This window comes from Providencia sp. Marseille-Q8014 (assembly GCF_965112055.1).
In genome coordinates, this window is the sequence record NZ_CBCOPT010000001.1 from 504,479 (window position 1) to 525,429 (window position 20,951).

The window sequence follows — 20,951 nt, forward strand, 5'->3', positions numbered from 1 at the left end:
CTTAGCAAGTAAAATGAGTAGGAAACTGAAAATGAGTAGCAATACTCTTTTCGTCTGTAGAATAGAGTTTTGCTAAGTTAGTGAGTGTTAACATACTCTGAGCTGAACCTTGTCTTGCTCCATACGCTTTATCAAGCAAAATGACGTTATCGGCGATAGCGGCAGCATGTTGTGGATGATGAGTTGACATGAAAATGGTCATTCCATGCGCTTTTAATTGTTCAACTTGTGTTAACAAACGAATTTGGTTGCCAAAGTCTAAACTCGCGGCGGGTTCATCCATAATCAGCATAATTGGGTTTTGGATTAAGGCGCGGGCTATCAATACTAACTGTTTCTCACCACCACTGAGTGTGCAGTATAAACGTGATTCAAGGTGAGCAATGCCCAACTTGTTGAGTTGCTGTAATCCCAGTGCGCGTTCTTTGGCTCTAGGCGCTGAAAATAATGAAATATGAGGGCTGAGTCCCATCATCACCATATCAATAACAGTAAAGGTGAAAGGCGTATCATGCGCTTGAGGTACGTAAGCGATCACTTTGGCGATATCGCTTGATTTATAAGTGCTGAGCGGTTTTTCTTTTAATAAAATACGCCCTTCAATAGCAGGTATAAGTCCTAACAACGTTTTCATTAAGGTTGTTTTACCACAACCATTGGCCCCGAGAAGACATGTTATTGCGCCCGTTTCTAGTGCTAAGCAAAGTTGCGTTAAAATCGCTTGACGATGATAGCCAATAGCCACGTTTTCTAAGGTTATCAGGTTCATTTGACTCTCCGAGTTTGCAACAGGATAGCCAAAAAGAAAGGCGCACCGACAGCCGAGGTTAATATACCAAGGGGCAGTTCAATGGCGGCGATGCTACGTGCTAATGTATCGGTGATAAGTAGCATAATCGCCCCTATAGCCATAGAGGCTGGTAACTGATAGCGAAAGTTAGCGCCTACTATCATTCTAGTGATATGGGGAACGATTAATCCAATCCAACCAATAATTCCCGCAATTGACACTGCACTCGCAGTAATTAAGGTGGCGGAAATAATGAAGACCGCCCTCAGCAAACTGACATTAATACCTAAGCTTTTTGCTTCTTCATCGGAGAGGCTGAGTAAATTCATTCTCCAGCGCAGCAGGAGTAGTGGGATAATGCCCAGCAGCATGATTGGGAAGGCGGAAAGCAGGTCATGGTGTGTGATCGATGAAAGTCCACCTAATAACCAAAAAGTAATCGAAGGCAGTTGTGTATAAGGGTCAGCTAAAATTTTCATAAGAGAGATGGCAGAACCACATAGCGCGCTGATCGCCACACCCACTAAGACGAGGGATAAGATAGGATCATGTTGGCGTGCCATTCGAGCGATCAAGCAGACTAAGGTCACGGCGAGTAAACCGCCGATAAAGGCAGCTAACTGGATATAGACCAATGATTGCCCTAAAAAAATAGCAATGACGGCACCCACCCCAGCGCCAGCAGATACCCCTAATATATCAGGCGAAACCAACGGGTTACGAAACATGCCTTGATAAGCAGCGCCTGCAATGGCTAGCCCGCCACCGATGATGATGGCAGCTAATGTTCGAGGAAAACGAATTTGCCAAAATACAGTAGCAGTACGTGGGTCATCAATCGTTGTGGAAGTACTCAGTTCAGCCATCAATAAATTGAGGAACTGGTTAAATGTTAGTGAATACTTACCACTGTTTAATGCTGTGACAAAACAGATAATAAAAACCACTAAGAGTAGACCCGATATCATTACGCGACTCATGACATTTCCAGTAATTTATTAATTTGAGCGTCAGTCAGAGGTGAGTGATAAAACAGATGGAAAAATTGTTTTATGTCATCACCTATGATTGATTCTACGTGTTGATCAAAATGACTTTGTAAACGGCGCATGCCTAACAAGCGGTTAATGCCAGGAGGGCCATCAATCCAACCAAATGGCAGACCACCAAAAGTCAGCAAATGCTCAGAGGAGACTGCATGCAAGCCTTTCCATAATGTTGAATGCCTAATAAACTCAGCGGCTTCGGGATATTGCGTAATGATAATGTCAGGGTTCCAATCATACAGCTGCTCCATAGAAACTTCAGTTAAACCTTTAAAGTTAGGGATGTCGACAACATTGCGTAAACCCAATATTTCTATAGCTTCAGTATGAATCGAGCCTTTAGTACCTGTTTGTAGCCCTTTGGCCCCTCTGGCTAGATAGAAACTAGGCGCATTAGCATGGTATTTTTCAGCAAAGGTTTTGGCGTCTTGGAGATAATGTTGGGCAACCTCACTTAGTTGTTTGGCAGGTTGCTGAACCTCTAATAATTCACCTAATTGGCGTAACTGCTGTGGTGAATCATGCAGCCCTCCTGCAATCAGCAAATAAGGAATTCCTGTTTGTTTCGCGATTTTTTCGGCTTGAGAACGATAGGTATCGTCAATATTACCAGTGTCTATAATCAATTCGGGGTTATAATCAATCAGCTTTTCTAGCGATAATGTGCTACCACGACCCGCTAAGCGTCCGTATATAGGTAAATTTCGCCATTGCTTAGCGAATAAATGAGAATGGCCTTTTTGTAAATTAATTGAAGAAAATCCCACCATTTTTTCAGGTGCTAAAGCGAACAACAGCAGATCAGAAGGCGGACCGGCACTAATGACGCGCTGGATTTTACTTGGCTGGGGGATGACACCAAATAGTGCTTGTTCGACGTGATTATTTCTCTTCCCATAGGCAGGAAAATAATAAAGTGCCATGAACGCTGCACAGGATTTGATAAACTGTCTGCGGTTAATTCCCATAGTATTAAAAATAAGGTTCGTTATATTTATTGGTATATAGCGCGGAAAGTTAGCGAAGTCATACCTTAGAGTCAACCACAAAAGAGACATTAATAGGAAAACTCGACTATTCTGTGATGTAAATCAGTAACAAACATTGCTATCCATAAAAAGATCGCTGAACATAGTCTTAGACATTGCATGTGCTAGAAATATTGGAATATATGAAGAAAAAAAGACCCTCACTACAGGATGTTGCCGACAAAGTCGGTGTCACGAAGATGACCGTTAGCCGCTTTCTACGAAACCCTGAGCAGGTTTCTGAAGTGTTACGTGGTAAAATAGCGCAAGCGGTTGATGAATTAGGCTATATTCCAAATAAGGCACCGGATCTGCTCTCCAATGCAACGAGTCACGCTATTGGTGTGCTATTACCCTCGTTAACTAACCAAGTTTTTGCGGAAGTCATTCGTGGCATTGAAGCTGTGACAGATCGTCATGGGTACCAAACAATGCTTGCGCATTATGGCTATCTCCCTGAAAAAGAAGAAGAGCGCCTCACTTTTTTACTCTCTTATAATATCGATGGGGTCATTTTAGCGGAACGTACCCATACAGAGCGAACGCTCAGGATGTTAAAGACAGCAGGGATCCCTGTCGTTGAAATCATGGATAGCGTTTCTCCATGTCTCGATGTTGCGGTTGGTATTGATAACTTTGAAGCCTCACGACAAATGACGGCGGCAATGTTAACACGTGGATGCCAACATGTTGTCTATCTCGGAGCCCGTCATGATGAGCGAACTGTGATTCGTTTACAAGGTTATGAGCAAGCTATGCGTGATGCTGGTCTCGAGCCGCGTAATGTGATGACACAGGTGAGCTCTTCTTATTCATTAGGCGCTAAGCTACTTCATGATTGCATACAAAAATACCCTGAAACAGATGGTTTATTTTGTACCAATGATGACTTGGCGATCGGGGCGATCTTTGAATGCCAACGCCTTGGTATTAAAGTGCCGAATGACTTAGCCATCTCAGGCTTCCATGGCCATGATGTTGGCCAAGTGATGACACCGAAATTAGCCAGTATTCTCACCCCTAGAGATAGTATTGGACGTAAAGCGGCCGAAGTTTTACTGGCGCGTATTAATGGTAAAAAGTTACCACAGACGTTATTTGATGTTGGTTTTGAGTTACTACCAGGTGAAAGTATTTAGAATTCAAAAATGATGCATCACATTAGTGAGAGAAGCATCACAGATCTCTTTATTTCCCCATAAAGATAATTGCTAAAAATAACAGCGCTGCCGATAATGTTACTGGTAACTGTTACCGGTAACAATCGAATGTCTACTATCGGTAAACAAAAAAATAAGTACCTTTTATTATTTAACACCTGAGGAGTTTCCAATGAGTGATACCCAAACACAAAATTATACATTTGTTTTCATGGGGGTATCGGGTAGCGGTAAATCGGCAGTCGCGAACGGTGTCGCTCAAAAAACCAATGCGGTTTTTTTAGATGGCGACTTTTTACATCCGAGAGCGAATATTCAGAAAATGTCTTCTGGTCATGCATTAAATGATGAAGACCGTCAGCCTTGGCTTGCCGCATTAAATGACGCTATTTTTGCTATGCAGCGGACTAACCCTATTTCTCTCGTTGTGTGTTCAGCACTGAAGAAGAGTTATCGCGATAGATTAAGAGAGGGAAATAAAAATCTCTATTTTATCTACCTGAAAGGGGATGCAGAGCTCATTGCGGAACGTCTCAAAGTACGTAAAGGTCACTTTTTTAAACCTGAAATGCTAATTTCACAATTTCAGGCATTACAAGAACCTACATTAGAAGAACAGGATGTTCATGTTATTGATATTCGCCCATCTCTCGATGAAGTAATTGAGAATACTTGTACAGCTATTCACCAAATCGTATCTGGAGGCAATCCATGAACCCCCCTGTTGAAGCATTAAGCACGCTCACTTTAGTTCTGACGGCCGTCGGCTCGGTTGTCTTATTATTGTTCCTTGTCATGTATGCACGTTTGCATGCCTTTGTTGCACTGATGATTGTATCGATTGGTGCAGGGCTATTTTCAGGTATGCCAATTCAAGATATTACGGCAACGATGCAAAAAGGTATGGCAGGAACGTTAGGCTTCTTGGCGATTGTTGTCGCATTGGGTGCCATGTTCGGTAAAATTTTACATGAAACCGGTGCACTCGATCAGGTTGCAACGAAGTTACTGAATTTGTTCGGTGAAAAGCGAGCTCACTACGCAGTTGGTATCGCTGGGTTAATTTGTGCATTACCACTCTTTTTTGACGTTGCCATTGTTCTCTTGATTGGGGTGGTATTTGCGGTGGCAAACCGTACGGGCCATAACGTTGTTCGTATGGCAATTCCTTTATTTGCTGGGGTCGCAGCCGCCGCGGCTTTCTTGTTGCCAGGCCCAACCCCCATGTTGGTGGCTTCGCAAATGGGAGCTGACTATGGTTGGATGATCCTGATTGGCTTGTGTGCGGCAATCCCCGGAATGCTACTTGCGGGCCCTTTATTCGGTAGCTTTATCAGTAAACACGTAACCATCGATATTCCCGCTGATTATCAAGCGCCAAACATGGAACATGGCAAAATGCCTAGTTTTGGCTTTAGCTTGAGTTTAGTCCTGTTTCCGCTGGTTTTGGTGGGTTTAAAGACCATTGGTACCCATTTTGTTGAAAAGGGTTCGAATCTTGAACATTGGCTAGAGTTTATCGGACATCCATTTACTGCTTTGTTGCTTGCGTGTTTGCTGGCTATCTATGGTTTAGGTTTCCGCTATGGCATGAATAAAGAAAAAGTGATGGAAGTGTGTTCAGCCGCGATTCAACCCGCAGGTATCATCTTATTAGTCACCGGTGCGGGTGGTGTGTTTAAGCAAATACTCGTTGATTCAGGGGTGGGTCCTGCTCTAGGGGATTCATTAATCGGTGCAGGTTTACCGATCGCAGTCGCGTGTTTTGTGCTGGCAGGTGCTGTTCGTGTCATTCAAGGTTCGGCAACCGTGGCGTGTTTAACGACCGTGGGTCTAGTCCTGCCTGTGATTGGTGAATTAGGGTATTCAGGTGCACAGTTAGCCGCGCTTGCGACCTGTATTTCTGGTGGTTCTTTAATCCTCAGCCATGTGAATGACTCTGGTTTCTGGTTATTTGGTAAATTCACCGGCGCAACTGAAGCTCAAACATTGAAGACTTGGACCGTCATGGAAACCATTCTGGGTACGACAGGTGCCATCGTGGGAATGATTTTCTTTGCCTTCTTATAATTTAGATTTCTAAGTAACAGTAACCCGTTCAATTTACTCTGATAGTCAGAGGGGATTGAGCGGGTTTTTGATCGTTAATACCGTCTAGTAAAACGGTAAGCTTGAGCGAGTGCAGTACCGAACTCTGTATTTTGCAGCTCTTCTAACTGACTTTGTAATAGTTCATCCCAATCTTCATTAGGATTGACTATGACGAATAAAGGACGTTAATTTTCTAGTATTCCTCTAATAATCCGCAATTGTTGAGGGCAGGCATCGCGACAGGATACTTATTAGTAAGCCTTGATGACTCTTTGCTGAGTTTGAGAGTCTATAGCGACTCTTGAAGGGGGGAACGTGCGATATCTTAAAGGTTGCAATCAAAGATGGCGAGAAAGTTTCCCACCATCTTTGATTTGATTAGTTTAACATTTGGCTAAGTTGACGATAGAGGCCTTGGGCGCTCTTCTTATAGCCATCGGCAGATAAATGCACGTTATCGGGTCGTGCAAGGTCTTGTGCTGCCCATGAGCGTATTGAACAAGGCCCACCCATAAAGGCTTGCCAATCCCAAAACAGAGCGTTTTCTTGGGCTGCGACAGCTTTTTGGATTTTGATCACATTGGTTAGGTGAACAGGCATTTTCGCTTCGCAGCTCGGCGCATTGCTAAATTTGATGGAATCATTAGGTCCAATCAGCAGAATCACGGCTTCAGGCATACGCTGGCGTATGAGATGAATTTTTTCACGTAGGCTTTGCTGATAGGCCACTAAATCCAGATTGTCGTTAAATGCTTCATTGGTCCCATAGGCTAAGACCACCATATCCGGTGACATCTGTGCTAACGTATCCACCCATTGTGGTTGCCATTTATCGAACATATTGATGGTCGCCCCATTAATTCCTATCGCTGATAACATCACCCCAGGATGATTGGCACGTAGCAACCAACCCCCTAATTTAAGATTGTTATCCTTGCTCACCGTCACGTCAGACGGTAGCTGAGTGCTAACAGGGGAAGAAAAACGCCAAGAGTTCCCTGTTGCTGGTAATGCGATAGGAGACGATGAAGCTGGAGAGATACTCATCTGGCTACCCGAGGTGTTTTGGTACAGAGCCTGTAACTGATACGTCCCATTAGCCACCTGTAATGGCATTAATTGTACAGAGCTCTGTGAAGCCATGGGTAGAGCGATTAAGCCTCCAAGAGGGTAGTCAAATCGTTCATCTTTACGGCTACTGAACAGTTCCCATTGATGCTTATCACTTTTACGATTGATAGTCGCGGTACGCTGTCCGGGTATTGAGATGGCAGGAACAAATCCTGGGCCAGCATCACCATAACGTTGCTGGAACATCGTTCTTAACTCACCACTAAAAAAGTCAGCGGCAGTATGAGAATCGCCAATTTGGACAATATGAACCTGCTGATTACCTTGCTTGAGCTTATTGGCAAACTGCTGGAGATTCGGCTCCCCATTATTGATAAGCTGCCCTTGAACATCCACATTGATGGATGTTCTATGGCCTGCCGAGCCGTGACGTGTCTGCTCTGTATCCTGCTGACAAGATAATAAGCTGAGTGATAACAATGCGATGGCACTAGCTGCCGCTAATTTGGACTTGGCCTGACGCAGTTTGTTTTGCTTCATGAAGAACCTTTTCTTCCTCTTCAAAATGAATTAATGAAAACACTTTTTCCGCAATCGCTTGTTGTCCTTTGGGACTGAAATGGATCCCATCACCACTTCTAAGCTTAATTTTGCTGCTTTCATCGCCGAAATAATCAGAGTAAGTCAGGTCCTTGTATTTAAAGACATCATTGACAGAAAAATAAATTTCGCCATTATTTTTGACTTCGGACTGGTAGAGATCTCTTAGGAACTGCATACCTTCTGATAGGCTCGTTTTACGCATGTTGGGAGGGCCAACCCAAATAACATCAACATGATGTTGGCGCGCTGTCATTAATATATCATTAATGCGTGAACGGTACACCTGCTCCCACATTTCACTTTTAAATTTCACATACTTATAACCCGTATCGGGTGGCATATCCCATGGGTCATTAGGACCGAGAAATACAACTAATACTTTGATTTTAGGGTTTTTATTCAATGTGTCCGCAATCGTTTGTGGCCAATTAAAAAAGCGCGGATAAGCAAGGCCAGTACTTTGCTTACTAAGATTAATGCTATCTATATTATATTTTTTCAATAGCATGTTCTTCACATGTGGTGCGACCCCTTGCATCATTGAGTCGCCCGCAAACAGAACTTGGTCACCTTTTTCTAATTTCGCGATACTTTTGGGGACAATAGGATCGTTTTGCAATACGGTTATTGGACTGACCCCTTCCGTTTGCAACGATGCTCTTTGCTGTTGGCGTTTCAATAGCTCAGGAAAGGTCACTGACAATGATTTTGCAGGATAAATATAACCATTTAGAAAATGTAATCCAACTTGATAACCTTCAGGAAAAACAGCTTTACTGCGAGCAGAAGCATTAGCAAGCGCCTCAGCTTCTTCGACGTCTTTGGCATGCTGCCCCGAAGCGTGGTAGGCAAAGGTACTTCCCGCAGCCAGCGTACCATCATACAAATAAGCACCATAATCCCAAACAGGATGACCTGACATGCCAGCCCAAGGTGGATCTCGATGATATTTTTGTTGCCAGAAGCGTTCTAATGAGGCTTGATTCAGCCAAACTAATAATATTCCTGCCACCAAAACAATAAAAAAGACTTGTCCGGTTTTTATTAGATTTTTTTTAAACTCAGAAGTTAGCATAAATAAATCCCGGCATCCCAGAAGGTGAAAGCATAAACATAATCGTTAGTACAATAGCCAGTGGTATAGGGTAATAATACCAAGCAATATTTTGGTATTTCCTTGCAACATAATGATACGACTGGACGAAATAGGGATAAAGCAACAGTAAAGCCCAAAATGCGACCAATAAACCAATACTTGCCCTAATGGAGGCAATAAGGTCAGGAGAGGCGAACTGTGACACCATCATTAATGCATCATCAAAAGTTTGGCTACGGAAAAATATCCAAGCAAAACAGACAAAATGGAATGTGATGATCCGCGATAATAGCGTTGTGACGGTTTTATTAGGAAAGCTTTTTGTCCACCCTAACTTTTCCATACATAAATTCTTAAGGTTAAGCAGTACGATCCCTAAGCCGTGTATTGCTCCCCAAATGACAAAGGTCATCGCAGCACCATGCCATAGTCCTGAAATTACCATGGCTAAAAAGACATTGGTGTTCATACGGCTGAAGCCTTTTCGATTGCCACCTAATGGAATGTAGATATAGTCGCGAATGAAGGTTGATAGGCTAATGTGCCAGCGAGCCCAAAACTCTTTTAAGTTTGCGGCCATATAAGGGGCATTAAAGTTCACAGGAACGCGGAAACCTAATAGTAAGGCGATACCTGTGACTAAGTTAGTATACCCCGAAAAATTAAAATAGATGTTCCATGCATAAGCATAGGTAGCAACTAAGATTTCGCCTGCCTTGAAACCTGCTGGAGCATCGAACACGGGGTTCACAAAGTTTTCAGATAAATAAGCACTAAAGAGAAACAATTTAACCAGCGCTAATGAAATCAGCAAAATTGCTTTTCTAGCGTCGAGTATCTCACGACTCTCTGTTTGGATCTGGGGAATAAAATTTTTAGCGCGGTTGATGGGGCCTGCAACAATACTAGGAAAAAAGCTCAGGTATAGCACAACATCAAAAAAGTCCGCTTTAGGAATTTCTTTACGACATACGGAAACGGTATAGCTTACAGAATGGAATGCATAAAAAGACAGTCCAAGTGGAGCTAATAATTCGATAATAGGCAGCCCGACATTAAGGCCTAATTTATCGAAAGTTTGTTGGAGTGTTTCTTGAAAGAATGAATAGTATTTAAACGCAGTAAAACAACCGATGATGCCAAGCGCGAGGAGTGTAAATACCCATTTGTTGGAAAGCCAATTCGAAACCCAATTAGTGAGAAAATAAATAAAGAGGGTATAGCCGAATAATATATAGGCGAAATCAGGATTAAATGAATAAACAAAAAAATAACTCGCGGTAATTAATAGCCCATTTTGAAGCTTTGCACTAGGCTGGCAACTCCAATAAATGAGGAAAAACACCAAAAAAGAGCCAAGAAACTCGAATGAGAAAAAATTCATATAAGACTCAGGTTGTTAATTATTGTTGTATACTCGTTAAGGCCGAACTGTAGCGTGACTGATAGAGGAGACTCTCGAATCGTCGACATCCACATGTTTTCTCGATCCTTTACCTCGATTGTTTAGCTGCATCTCGAATCATTTGAAGTATAAATGAATATTTACATCATATTAATAATCAGCATTGTTGCAATAAGAAAAAATCCACTTTATAAAAAAGTGGATTTTTAGTAGGAACGTGTACCTGGTGATACAAATTAAATACGATTTGATGCCGTTTTTTGAGCCTGTGTAATCAGTTCTTCATTGCTCACGTACATCTCTTGTAGATAGCGGTTATAAGATGAACCTAACTGTGAATACCCTTTCATATCATTGATAAGTTTTGTTGTATCCAACTCATCTTTTGATAGACGCTGTTTCGCTCTAGACGAACGTAGCGACTCATAAGCATTGTGAGTATTCATGTTCTTCATGTAGGCTGAAACTGTTTCTTCAACAGAATCGTATGCGGAATAGCCTTTAATCTTTCCTTGTTTTAGTTGGCAACCGCTGCCACATCTCATACCAAATAGGTTACCATTTTGCTGTGCTAGCTGTGATGTTCCCCAACCTGACTCCGTCGCTGCTTGAGTTGCAACCAAATGGGTAGGCATGATATCAACACGACTCAATAGCTTATCCCAATTCATTTTATTTGGGGTGGTACAGGTCATACCGTAGCTTTTACAAATTTGAGCAAGACGGCGTAGCTCCTGAGCGCTCCATTTTTTATTCGAGCGAACAGAAAGTAACCATTTACGTTCCGCCATTATTTCTTGATTGACCTTTTCAATCACTGGGACAATCGTTTTTAAAAACGCTTTCTTACGTGGTGTACCGGACGGGTATTTTCGCAAATCAGGCAGAGAGGTTTGAGCCTGATTTGAGCTCTGCACGGCCTTGTGAGAATACTCTTTCTTGAGTGTGGTACTGGTACTTGTTGAGCCGAAACTCAAACCCGAAAATAACAATAACAGTAAGAAAGCGAAGACGGCGTTTGTCCTCATCGTTCGAGAGGGCATTTGCTTCTCCTAATTTCTCTGAACAAAAATCGAGCGAATAGTAGCAGAATAATTTTGGGGGAGCTACTTTTATCCGGCTGACTTTAGCTAAATTACTGTATTGTTTTGTCTTTAAAGTGTATCTTTTGTATTTAATTGATTTAAAATCAGTTTTAATTCCTTTTTTTTGTGTTTGATTTGAAATTAATAAATAATGCTAACGTTTATGCGAGTGAAAACATGTTACTTATCCTAAATGTGGTCAAAATACATGCAGTTACATGAGTTATTATGGGGTTAATTTGGTTATTTATTAAGCGGTTGATAGCCTATTTTTTAGGCAAAATAAGAAATTTAACCGTTTGTCAGAAGATGAAGATACAAAAATGTCTCTTTGTGTTGATTCGATATTAAACGAAAAAGTGTGTCGTGTTGAGGAAAGGGTAGGCGAAAAAGTGTTCAATCGTACAATTTCTACCTACCTTTAAAAACGGTCAAAATGATAATATCTGTTGCTGCTGATCTTGTTGTTTTGCTGCTTCAGAGAGCGTTGAAAAATCAGCCACTGTCCAGTATGTCTGCGGAGTCGGTAAGTGTGCCATTTTTGATGTAGGTAATAACCTAAATTGAGCAAGCTCTTGCAAAGAATATCCTTGATATTCATTAGGTAAGCTTAAACGTAAGCTTTCTGTTGGCACCATTTGCAAAGGCATTAAAGGATAGCGGTTATCGCTAGTATCATAATCGCGAGTTAATACGAGGAATTTTTCAGGAACGCGCTGGTAGCTATTCCACCACAATCCATCGATTCTATCGAACATAGTGCGGGTCTGTTGCTTAGTATTGGCACCAAGTTGTTCCAATGCCGTAGGGAGTATATCTTCCATAGATTGGGAAAATAAAGGCAGTGACTGGGCTCTACCTTGTAAGATCAGTGTCATGGATAGGCGAGCGCCGAGTAGATTGGAATATAAATCCTCCGGAGAAAAAGCAGAAATCCCTTCTGAAAAACCGGGCACAGATTGATAGCCATACCATTGGGCTATTTCATGCCAAGCGGCAAGTTGGAATGCGAGCTTTGCAGCTAAGTAAGCACTGAGAGTATATCGCTGTTCGGTGGAAACCGGTGGTGTAAACGGCTTAAAAACAATTTGCCTGCTAGCGAGTTCGTCACTTAATTTGAGCGTCCAGCTTTCACCGAGCCTTGGATAAATTTGGCTAAACAAAAAGATGGTATAGTCAGCAGTGTCTCTAACATGGGAAATATCAATGAATCCCCCTTTATCCGTGTATAAAAGGCCCACTTTTTCATCACTGACGCCCATTAGTGCGGCGGTAGCACCTAAGAAGCTATCATTGTAATGATGTTCACCTAATTTATCGGCTTCAACAATATTATCGATAGTGTAGAAAGGAACTGGGATCCCCCAAAGTTGTGCTTGCAGGTCATAGCCAAAAGCGCAACAGGCGCGTAAACCTTGAGGTGGTTCTAAAGGCTCAAGGACAGGCCATGACTGTGACGCAAATTCATGAGTATCACTATTAAGTTCAGGTGATACAGCTGCAAGTTTAGAAGGTGCACTATTTTGACAGGCTGTGAGCAACAGAATACCAATAGTGACTATTAATGGTTTCAGCATTAAAACGCTTCCCCTACTTGGAAATAGAAACCTGTGCTATTACGGCCGACACCAAAGTCGAGGCGTACATTCATTCTAGGTTTGAATTCAAATCGATAGCCGACACCGACAGTCGGCAGCCAATGGCCTTCACCTAATTCAGATGGACTGTCACTCATCGTTCCAGTACCGAGCCAACCAACGACACCATGACGCCAATCAAGTTTATGCCGTAGCTCTAATTGGGTCGTAAAAATGTTGTTATCTCGATAGCGCCCTTCGTAATAGCCTCGCATACGATTCGTGTTACCTAATAAAGAGAGTTGATTCCACGGTACTTCACCAGTGGTAAATCGTGCGTAGTTATCAAGTGCAATGACGGTTTTTTCTGTTATCTCATGATAATAAGCATACTGTAGTTGTGTACTCTGAAAACGCGTATCGCTGCCTAGGCTAGGGGAAAAATAGGTATAGATGGCTTCGAAAGTCTGCCCGTGGTGAGCGTTAGGTAAGAAATCGCGTGTATCATAGCTAAAATAAGCACTGATACCTGAGTTGATCACTGAACGACCCCCAATAGCTTGCTGAAAATAGCGTTTAGCACCTTCATCAGGATCACTCGCATTAATAGAGGAGAACTGCCAACCTAATCCCACATAGGTAGCATCTGCCAGACGATATAGCGCTCGGGGCGTTATTTGGAATTCTTGGGAATGATACTTTTCTTTATTATGGTCATTTTTTCCCGCGGCATACCCCTTCCCCCAATAATAAGTAGGGATGTTATTTAAAGTACCTGAAATAAATAATCGCCACTGGTCGTGGTCGATAAAATTATAATTGGTGAAATTAACGCCAAATGCGCCAGTAGAGGAAGCAAATCCACTTAAACCAACAGAGGAGGGCTGAGTCGTTTTATCGTCTTTATCGATGCGATATAAACCAACGAGTGCAGTACCAATTCCTACGCCCATTTCTGGCGTATAAAATGGACCGGGTAATATGCCCCAGTCGATGGTTTTGCTTTCATCAAAACTATTTGAGCCACCGAGTTGGTTTAACCAAACATCGATTTTTTGCCGATCAGGCAATAATTCCGCTTGAATGGGTAGGGTAATAAAAAGGCTGAGCAGTGTCAGCCTTTGCAAATATTGTTGCTGGAGCATTAAAAACGGAACTCACCTGAAATATAGAAGCTATTACGGTTATTGAAACCAATTTCAGTTAACACATTAAAGTGACGTGTTAGTTCGACACGCGCCCCTACCGTGTTATTCCATTTATGGGCAAGGTGCTGTTTGACATCGAATTTCATGTCATTAGGCGCTAATGCCATAAATTTACTTAACTCGGGAGGGAGATTAAGTTTGCTGACATCCCCTTTAAAACGTTGGGTAATATCTTGGTACATAGCACCCGTCCAAACTTGAATTTTTGTATTTCCTTGACCACTGATCAGAGGATCAAAAATAAACTCATAACCAATACGTGGGGTAATGACTAGGGCTGAAATATTACCATCTAAAATATCTAGATTTGTTCTAGTATAGTTAGCATCTAGAGTTGTAAAGAATTGGTTATAGCCCCCAGCAAAGGTCACGCCACCACCATAGGTTTTCCCTTCATAATCTAATTCGAATGGTAAATCTTTACCAATAGGGATAATCCAATCTTTACCCCAAGGCAATTTCATGCGCGCTTCTACGTTATTTAGATTGGTTTTTGATGTTCCCTTTGTTTTTCCATAAAGACCGTATACATTCATAAAAGGGAATACCCATGCATCAAGCTTTAATACATGAGATTCATTTTTACTACGGGTATGTCCGGTTTCGATATGAAGCATTTTTTCTAAATCCATATTGGAATTAGAAATAAAACCGATTTTATCCACCACAACATCTTGGCGCAGGTTCATATAGCCGTAGCTCACACCAAAAGGCTCTGGGATATCATAACCGCGAGCGCGTGCTTCATCTCCCCAAATAGGCAATACACGAGATTCGCTAGAAGATGAGCGAGTAATACCGCCTTCGCTGTTATTTTGTGGAACGCCAGACTCACTCATGGTGACGGAAAAAAGTGGACGGTCACTATCTGCAAAGCTGACTGGAATAGAAAAGCAGCAAGAGAGTAGCAACGCTTTGCTAAGTTGAATGCGTGTCATAAATGGACTCTACATTGAAATAAACAAGAGAAAACACATCAATAAAAGATGAGTTCAAGTTTAGCATAATAAGTTAATTAATAGATGGCGTTAAATGCTGTGTTTTATGGAAATAAGGGTTTAATTCGATATTTTTTGATTAAAGTTAAGAAGTAATAAAAGAAGTATTTAAGATCACTTCTTTTATTACCCATTTTGTTGTTATTTTTGCTTACTTTGATGGAAATGGACACGTTCATGGAAATAGGCTTTTAAGTGATCTTCCATTTGATGCACTTTCTGCTCAAGCGCATTGATGAGCACGTCATCATTATTCATGTCATAAACACGTTCCATCGCCAATTGGTCAACGTATTTTTTCTGCTCTTTAGTGAGTTCTGCCATATTTAATATCCATTATTCAGCCCAATTAAAGCGGAGCTACGGTTAGAGAATTACGTTAAGGCTATTGTGCCTGAGTGATCTTTGATTGCAAAGTACAATAACACTTTGTTCGATAGTGACTATTTTAAAATGTACAGGCAAATATTTTAATATGAATTCGTTAAGATTATTCACAATATAAATGGCTAGACTAAGCTGCTATCCTTGGGCGAGTAAACAAATTATAGGCTTATATAATGAATAATAAACAACAATACCTCGATATCGCTGCCGGTAACGGTGAAAAAGAAGCTTCTTCAATGGTGGCAATTCCTGCTTCAGAATTAACACTCGCGCGTCTAGAACAACGTTTAGAAGAGCAAAACTATTTTACTGATGGAGAGATTGACTACATACCTGAAAGTGAAGGGGAATTTTTCTTTACCTGTAAGCAAGGCGAGGAAGAGCTACGTTTTTATATTTCTCTGGTGGATAGTGACCCTGAATATGTCATTAATCCTTATTTCTCTACAGATCCAATCAGCCCGGAGTTATATGCTGAGGCGAGTGCCGCGCCACAAGCCGTTATCGTTGAATGCCTATTTCAAGATCAGCCTTTAGTGAGTTACTTACAACAGCTAAGAATTATACAGATATTAGTTCCCGACTTATTGTTAGGACTTGATTTGTCCGCGGCGGGTAAGGTCTTTACCCGCGAGTGGCTGAATTTCCAATTGCTTGATGATTTGATGCCAAGCATTGATTCTTTATATGTCGTTCATGCCATCTATGATACTGATGAAATTGAAGAACAATCGGCTGAAGAACGTGGGCCAACAATGTATTGGTTCCACACTCATGGTCTTGCGCGCTGTGGATTATCGGAAGCGGAAATTATTATCCCACATCCTATCGCGTCTTATTACGGTATTCCTGAGCTGTTCTGGAGTTTTGTTAACAATAGTATTACGCATGGCAAAATTGTGTTTAATGAGCCAATTTTTATTGGTCAAACACAAAGTGGTTACGAATATTTAGTGGCACTACCGTTTGAAGAAGGTTTACAACATGTAGGGCAATCAACGCCAATTGATAATTTGAAACCGCTTGAAGAGATGAATTATGAATTTGGTGACGCGGCGTCAAAACGGTTTATGGGCGATTGGAATGATCGCGATGAATCCCATCAACACCCATCTGTTATGTTATTTAGAGTCACACAAGAAGAGCCAGTTCTAGAAAGCTTCTTTAAAGGTTTTGAAGATCAAAATGCGATGATGTTTATGCGTACTGATGAAGAAACCGCGGATATGTCTCGTAAAGCAAAATTACGTTGGGAATATTTTACCCATATGCTCGATAATTATGGGCCAAAACCGGTTGTACAAAAGAAAGGTTTTCTATCTAAACTGCTTGGAAAATCAGAAGAGCAAGACGAGAGCGAATGGCGTTTCTTAGTGAAGTGTGGAATTGGCTATCGTGATGAAGAAGAAGACTATGAAGGTCATGAGCATATGTGGTTTGAGCCCGTGTCTTGGAATGGTGATCACTTTGAAGGTCGTTTGATCAATCATCCTTTCTATGTGCAGACGATGCAAGAAGGAGAGGTTTATCCGCTTACGCGTGATGATATCACTGATTGGACTATCTACTATCAAGATGGTAACTACACACCTGATACGATTTATAAATTACTTTCGGGTGCTCAAGTTCACTAAGACGCCACTTAACTGCATTTCGAATGCATTAGCATATAGAATGGGTACATTAGGTACCCATTTTTTATTGTTGAGTATTATCTATGACTGAATCTGAATTATATCAATATGCACTATTTATGCTTTCTCGTCGCGATTATGGAACAGAGGAGCTAAATGCGCGTATGAAACGTCGTATGTATGAAAAGAATGAAGGGATTGTTGATGAAACGCTGATTGAACGAGTGATTGCGCGTCTGAGTGAACAACATTTTCTTGATGATACTCGAGTGCTGGAACTGCATTTTCAAAGTTATATCCGTAAAGGTTATGGACCGCTGCGTATTAAACAAGAGTTACGACAAAAAGGGTTTGCTGCTACTTTGATTGACCAACAATTTGAGAATACGGATGTTGATTGGTTTGAACTTGCGGCGACAGTACGTCGTAAAAAATTTAGTGATGATATTCCGAGTGATTTTAAAGAAAAAAGTAAACAGATTCGTTATTTACAATATCGTGGCTTTTCGGGTGACATGATTTTTGAGCAGTTTCGCTAAAAATTTTATCTGATTTATTAATCATTATTCTGCTGTAGGCATCGTTAAAATTGTGATGATACACCGTTTTTTTGGTCATTTAATATGCAGTATTCTTATAATAAAAAATAAAACTTACGGTTAATTTCAGCAATCTTGGTTGGGTGATAAAAACCCTTTCTCCAACTAAGGAATGCTATGAAGATCAATTGGTTAATTAAAATAACATGCATGTTTTGGGGGGCGTTACCTGTAACCGTTCTGGCCGATATAACGCTAGCGGATATGGCGTCGCGCATTAAAGCGCTTGAGATTTTGACAGCCGAAGCTATTCAGCGAGCGGAGAGTGCTGAAAATCGAGCCAATAAATTAGCACAGATGATGACATTACAGGCAACGACACCATCATCCCAACCTAAAGAAGCGCTAAAGACAGACACAACAAAACCCACTATTAAATTTAATCAGCAGAATGGTGAGTTAAAGATCGACGGAAATATTGAGCTGAATATCGATGGTTCCAGTCGTAAAGGGCAAATGACATCGATACGTGAAGCGGTGAGTAAAAGTGCCAATAGTGGTAAAAATGATAATTGGGATATAAATGGGCGCATTTTGCTGGGTTTCCAAGGTAAACACCAACTCGCCAATGGTAATGAAACTGGCTTTCAAGTTGAACCTCTTGCTAAGGCAGATGGGGATATCGGGTTAGATGATGCTTTCTTTTATTTTGGAAAACATCATGACTGGACAATTAAAGTCGGGCGGTATGAAGGTTATAGTATGTTCCCCCTTGACCAAGATATTTTCATTTCTCACTCAGGTAACACCTCAAATAGCTTATATACCGATGGATATGGTTATGTTTATATGATGAAAGAAGGTCGGGGTCGCTCAAATGATGGTGGAAGTATCCAGCTCTCGAAAAGGTTGGACAATTGGTATTTTGAAGTGAACACCTTAGTTGAAGATGGAACCGCATTATTTGGTGATGAGCGCTATCATGGCTACGACCTTGATAACAGAAAAAGTGCAGTTTATCTTCGGCCTGTCGCTGTTTGGAAACCAAAACCATTGAAAATTGCATTGGCGATGGAGAGCCAAGTTATGCATAACGCTTATGGTGCGACAATTGATGGCAAGTGGCAAGATTTTTCAAGACGTAATGGCTATGGTTTAAATATCACTTGGGATACCACATCAAAAGATAAAATGAGTGGCATTAAAGCCGCTTTTAATACTGCTTATATGGAGGCTAATGCGGAAACGGACTTTTCAGCTGGCGGATATGCAAAATGGCGTCGTTTCGTTTTAGGTTATATATACGCTCACAATAATATTAAAGATTTTAATCCGAATAAATATCAATATGTACTGGATGATGAGTCGGTCCTCAATGGCGTTCCAGGAAAATATGATTTACATACTCTGTATGTTTCTTACGAAATCCCCAATATCTTACACATTGAAAACTATAATATTTATTTGGGTGCTTACTACTCAACGATAGCAACAGCGAAAAGCGAACTCATTGATAAGTCCGATGATGAACGATATGGGTTTCGTATTCGTTTCAAATATCTATTTTAGCCTTTAAATTACTAGAGGGCTTTTTCTTTAAAAAATATTAAAAATATAGAGAAATCGCCCTGAGTATTTCTGCCTTCAAAAATTCTTGTCCATTCTATAAAGCAAAGCGAATAGTTATTTTTTTATGATAATTATCTGTTCATGACATGATCCGCGTCAGTAAATTTCGCTTATATATTGGGCAGAGTACAGTTAACTAAAATTAAAATTATTTCAGGCAGGAGAAATATATGGTTGAACTGTTAATTGGCGTCATCGTCGCAATCGGCGTTGGGCGCTACATTATTAAAGGCTACTCGGCAACGGGCGTGCTGATGACAGGGGGTATTTTACTACTGATCATTACCGCAATTATGGGGAAAAGTATTTTACCTGAATCCGTGAAGGCGACGGGTTGGCGTGTTACAGATATTTTAGAATATATCAAATTCTTATTGATGAGTCGCGGTGGCGACTTAGGCATGATGATCATGGTGCTGTGTGGATTCGCGTCTTATATGACCCACATTGGTGCAAATGATGTGGTGGTGAAAATTGCCTCTAAACCATTAAAAATGATCAACTCACCTTATATATTAATGGTTGCAGCCTATATTGTTGCCTGTTTGATGTCATTAGCCGTTTCTTCAGCCACGGGGCTAGGTGTATTGTTAATGGCAACCTTATTCCCCGTTATGGTGAATGTCGGTATTAGCCGTGGTGCCGCCGCAGCGATTTGTGCTTCACCCGCGGCAATCATATTGGCGCCGACATCTGGCGATGTGATTTTAGCGGCAAAAGCCGCAGAGATGCCATTGATTGATTTTGCCTTTAAAACAACGCTGCCAATCTCCATTGCGGCGATCATCGCGATGTCGGTAGCGCACTTTTTCTGGCAGCGCTTTCTTGATAGAAAAGAGCACGTTAACGTTGAAATGTTAGACGTGAATGAAATTAAAACGCATGCACCTAGTTTTTATGCCATTTTGCCATTTACGCCAATTATTGGCGTACTGATTTTTGATGGTAAATGGGCGCCTGAACTGCATATCGTAACTATCATTGTTGGCTGCATTATTTTAGCCGCAATTATTGAATTTTTACGTAGCTTCAGTGCTAAGCACGTTTATGCTGGGCTGGATACTTGTTATAAAGGCATGGCGGATGCATTTGCGAGTGTCGTTATGTTATTAGTGGCCGCCGGTATATTTGCACAAGGTTTAAGTACCATTGGCTTTATCAAGGGGTTGATCGACCTTGCACAATCTTTCGGTTCCGGCGCGATAGTGATGATGATTGCATTGGTGATTATTACTATGCTTGCTGCGATGACGACAGGTTCAGGTAATGCGCCTTTTTATGCGTTTGTCGAGTTGATCCCACATCTAGCGAAACAAATGGGCGTTAACCCTGCTTATTTAGTCATTCCTATGTTACAGGCTTCCAATTTAGGGCGTACCTTATCACCTGTTTCTGGGGTGGTGGTTGCGGTCTCCGGTATGGCGAAAATTTCACCATTTGAGGTCGTGAAAAGAACTTCAGTTCCCGTGTTAGTTGGATTGGTTGTTGTGATTATTGCAACCGAAATTTTAGTTCCGGTTTATCTCTAATTATTCATCAATCTAATATCAAAATGGCTAGAAATAGTCTGTTTCTAGCCAAATTTAATTTATATGTTGATAGTT

The 20,951-nt window shown here is 41.3% G+C and carries 18 protein-coding genes; 7 read left to right on the top strand and 11 right to left on the bottom strand.

What is annotated here, in order from left to right; translation table 11 throughout:
- Position 1: 1 nt before the first annotated feature.
- Genes ACWPW6_RS02160 through ACWPW6_RS02170 form a run of 3 tightly spaced genes read right to left on the bottom strand, consistent with a single transcriptional unit; the run spans position 2 to position 2,804 of the window.
- On the bottom strand, positions 2-769 hold the full coding sequence (locus ACWPW6_RS02160) for an ABC transporter ATP-binding protein (protein ID WP_247047407.1): 768 nt from the start codon (positions 767-769) through the stop codon (positions 2-4).
- Entirely contained in the window at positions 766-1,770 is a 1,005-nt protein-coding gene (locus ACWPW6_RS02165; RefSeq protein WP_249999739.1) for a FecCD family ABC transporter permease, read from the bottom strand. Before ACWPW6_RS02165 ends, ACWPW6_RS02160 begins: the two co-directional genes overlap by 4 nt.
- Positions 1,767-2,804 carry an ABC transporter substrate-binding protein gene (locus ACWPW6_RS02170; protein ID WP_154621799.1) on the bottom strand — a complete coding sequence of 346 codons (1,038 nt, stop codon included), beginning with the start codon at positions 2,802-2,804 and terminating at the stop codon, positions 1,767-1,769. Before ACWPW6_RS02170 ends, ACWPW6_RS02165 begins: the two co-directional genes overlap by 4 nt.
- Before the next feature lie 203 nt (positions 2,805-3,007).
- Between ACWPW6_RS02170 and gntR the strand changes: the two genes are divergently transcribed.
- From gntR to gntU, 3 genes are all read left to right on the top strand, one after another.
- Complete coding sequence (gntR, locus tag ACWPW6_RS02175) at positions 3,008-4,003, top strand: gluconate operon transcriptional repressor GntR (protein WP_154621800.1); 996 nt, start codon at positions 3,008-3,010, stop codon at positions 4,001-4,003.
- A 193-nt stretch (positions 4,004-4,196) separates the two neighbouring features.
- Positions 4,197-4,739, top strand: coding sequence for a gluconokinase (gntK, locus tag ACWPW6_RS02180; RefSeq protein WP_154621801.1), 543 nt, complete (start codon positions 4,197-4,199; stop codon positions 4,737-4,739).
- Positions 4,736-6,094, top strand: a complete 1,359-nt coding sequence (gene gntU / locus ACWPW6_RS02185; protein ID WP_154621802.1) for a gluconate transporter — start codon at positions 4,736-4,738, stop codon at positions 6,092-6,094. Before gntK ends, gntU begins: the two co-directional genes overlap by 4 nt.
- A 399-nt stretch (positions 6,095-6,493) precedes the next feature.
- Here the strand turns inward: gntU and ACWPW6_RS02190 are convergent, their stop codons facing one another.
- The 8 genes from ACWPW6_RS02190 to ACWPW6_RS02225 all read right to left on the bottom strand — a co-directional run bounded on the left by ACWPW6_RS02190 (position 6,494) and on the right by ACWPW6_RS02225 (position 15,482).
- The gene (locus ACWPW6_RS02190) at positions 6,494-7,726 is read right to left on the bottom strand and encodes an SGNH/GDSL hydrolase family protein (protein ID WP_163860596.1); all 1,233 of its coding nucleotides are present in this window, start codon (positions 7,724-7,726) and stop codon (positions 6,494-6,496) included.
- Positions 7,677-8,864 carry an SGNH/GDSL hydrolase family protein gene (locus tag ACWPW6_RS02195; RefSeq protein ID WP_196713977.1) on the bottom strand — a complete coding sequence of 396 codons (1,188 nt, stop codon included), beginning with the start codon at positions 8,862-8,864 and terminating at the stop codon, positions 7,677-7,679. Before ACWPW6_RS02195 ends, ACWPW6_RS02190 begins: the two co-directional genes overlap by 50 nt.
- Positions 8,851-10,269 (bottom strand): MBOAT family O-acyltransferase, encoded by a 1,419-nt coding sequence (locus ACWPW6_RS02200; RefSeq protein WP_154621805.1) that lies wholly within the window; start codon positions 10,267-10,269, stop codon positions 8,851-8,853. The genes ACWPW6_RS02195 and ACWPW6_RS02200 overlap by 14 nt, the downstream gene beginning before the upstream one ends.
- A 257-nt stretch (positions 10,270-10,526) precedes the next feature.
- On the bottom strand, positions 10,527-11,333 hold the full coding sequence (locus tag ACWPW6_RS02205; protein ID WP_154621806.1) for a protein bax: 807 nt from the start codon (positions 11,331-11,333) through the stop codon (positions 10,527-10,529).
- A 473-nt stretch (positions 11,334-11,806) separates the two neighbouring features.
- Positions 11,807-12,952, bottom strand: a complete 1,146-nt coding sequence (locus ACWPW6_RS02210; RefSeq protein ID WP_249999740.1) for a DUF4056 domain-containing protein — start codon at positions 12,950-12,952, stop codon at positions 11,807-11,809.
- Positions 12,952-14,097, bottom strand: a complete 1,146-nt coding sequence (locus ACWPW6_RS02215) for a BamA/TamA family outer membrane protein (RefSeq protein WP_154621808.1) — start codon at positions 14,095-14,097, stop codon at positions 12,952-12,954. Before ACWPW6_RS02215 ends, ACWPW6_RS02210 begins: the two co-directional genes overlap by 1 nt.
- Complete coding sequence (locus ACWPW6_RS02220; protein WP_154621809.1) at positions 14,097-15,098, bottom strand: hypothetical protein; 1,002 nt, start codon at positions 15,096-15,098, stop codon at positions 14,097-14,099. The genes ACWPW6_RS02215 and ACWPW6_RS02220 overlap by 1 nt, the downstream gene beginning before the upstream one ends.
- Positions 15,099-15,299: 201 nt before the next feature.
- Positions 15,300-15,482 carry a hypothetical protein gene (locus ACWPW6_RS02225; protein WP_154621810.1) on the bottom strand — a complete coding sequence of 61 codons (183 nt, stop codon included), beginning with the start codon at positions 15,480-15,482 and terminating at the stop codon, positions 15,300-15,302.
- Positions 15,483-15,718: 236 nt separating this feature from the next.
- Between ACWPW6_RS02225 and ACWPW6_RS02230 the strand changes: the two genes are divergently transcribed.
- From ACWPW6_RS02230 to dcuC, 4 genes are all read left to right on the top strand, one after another.
- The gene (locus tag ACWPW6_RS02230; RefSeq protein WP_196713979.1) at positions 15,719-17,179 is read left to right on the top strand and encodes a DUF4026 domain-containing protein; all 1,461 of its coding nucleotides are present in this window, start codon (positions 15,719-15,721) and stop codon (positions 17,177-17,179) included.
- Between the two features lie 83 nt (positions 17,180-17,262).
- Complete coding sequence (locus ACWPW6_RS02235; RefSeq protein ID WP_154621812.1) at positions 17,263-17,718, top strand: regulatory protein RecX; 456 nt, start codon at positions 17,263-17,265, stop codon at positions 17,716-17,718.
- Positions 17,719-17,895: 177 nt separating this feature from the next.
- Entirely contained in the window at positions 17,896-19,287 is a 1,392-nt protein-coding gene (locus ACWPW6_RS02240; RefSeq protein ID WP_249999742.1) for a carbohydrate porin, read from the top strand.
- Positions 19,288-19,517: 230 nt separating this feature from the next.
- Entirely contained in the window at positions 19,518-20,876 is a 1,359-nt protein-coding gene (gene dcuC / locus ACWPW6_RS02245; RefSeq protein ID WP_154622210.1) for an anaerobic C4-dicarboxylate transporter DcuC, read from the top strand.
- Positions 20,877-20,951: the final 75 nt, after the last annotated feature.

Bases quoted from the DNA above. Each gene is read 5' to 3' on its own strand.
- dcuC (WP_154622210.1), top strand. From the start codon at position 19,518: ATGGTTGAACTGTTAATTGGCGTCATCGTCGCAATCGGCGTTGGGCGC.
- ACWPW6_RS02225 (WP_154621810.1), bottom strand. From the start codon at position 15,482: ATGGCAGAACTCACTAAAGAGCAGAAAAAATACGTTGACCAATTGGCG.
- gntK (WP_154621801.1), top strand. From the start codon at position 4,197: ATGAGTGATACCCAAACACAAAATTATACATTTGTTTTCATGGGGGTA.
- ACWPW6_RS02195 (WP_196713977.1), bottom strand. From the start codon at position 8,864: ATGCTAACTTCTGAGTTTAAAAAAAATCTAATAAAAACCGGACAAGTC.
- ACWPW6_RS02160 (WP_247047407.1), bottom strand. From the start codon at position 769: ATGAACCTGATAACCTTAGAAAACGTGGCTATTGGCTATCATCGTCAA.
- ACWPW6_RS02200 (WP_154621805.1), bottom strand. From the start codon at position 10,269: ATGAATTTTTTCTCATTCGAGTTTCTTGGCTCTTTTTTGGTGTTTTTC.
- gntR (WP_154621800.1), top strand. From the start codon at position 3,008: ATGAAGAAAAAAAGACCCTCACTACAGGATGTTGCCGACAAAGTCGGT.
- ACWPW6_RS02165 (WP_249999739.1), bottom strand. From the start codon at position 1,770: ATGAGTCGCGTAATGATATCGGGTCTACTCTTAGTGGTTTTTATTATC.
- ACWPW6_RS02210 (WP_249999740.1), bottom strand. From the start codon at position 12,952: ATGCTGAAACCATTAATAGTCACTATTGGTATTCTGTTGCTCACAGCC.
- ACWPW6_RS02205 (WP_154621806.1), bottom strand. From the start codon at position 11,333: ATGCCCTCTCGAACGATGAGGACAAACGCCGTCTTCGCTTTCTTACTG.
- ACWPW6_RS02170 (WP_154621799.1), bottom strand. From the start codon at position 2,804: ATGGGAATTAACCGCAGACAGTTTATCAAATCCTGTGCAGCGTTCATG.
- ACWPW6_RS02240 (WP_249999742.1), top strand. From the start codon at position 17,896: ATGAAGATCAATTGGTTAATTAAAATAACATGCATGTTTTGGGGGGCG.
- ACWPW6_RS02220 (WP_154621809.1), bottom strand. From the start codon at position 15,098: ATGACACGCATTCAACTTAGCAAAGCGTTGCTACTCTCTTGCTGCTTT.
- ACWPW6_RS02230 (WP_196713979.1), top strand. From the start codon at position 15,719: ATGAATAATAAACAACAATACCTCGATATCGCTGCCGGTAACGGTGAA.
- ACWPW6_RS02215 (WP_154621808.1), bottom strand. From the start codon at position 14,097: ATGCTCCAGCAACAATATTTGCAAAGGCTGACACTGCTCAGCCTTTTT.
- gntU (WP_154621802.1), top strand. From the start codon at position 4,736: ATGAACCCCCCTGTTGAAGCATTAAGCACGCTCACTTTAGTTCTGACG.
- ACWPW6_RS02190 (WP_163860596.1), bottom strand. From the start codon at position 7,726: ATGAAGCAAAACAAACTGCGTCAGGCCAAGTCCAAATTAGCGGCAGCT.
- ACWPW6_RS02235 (WP_154621812.1), top strand. From the start codon at position 17,263: ATGACTGAATCTGAATTATATCAATATGCACTATTTATGCTTTCTCGT.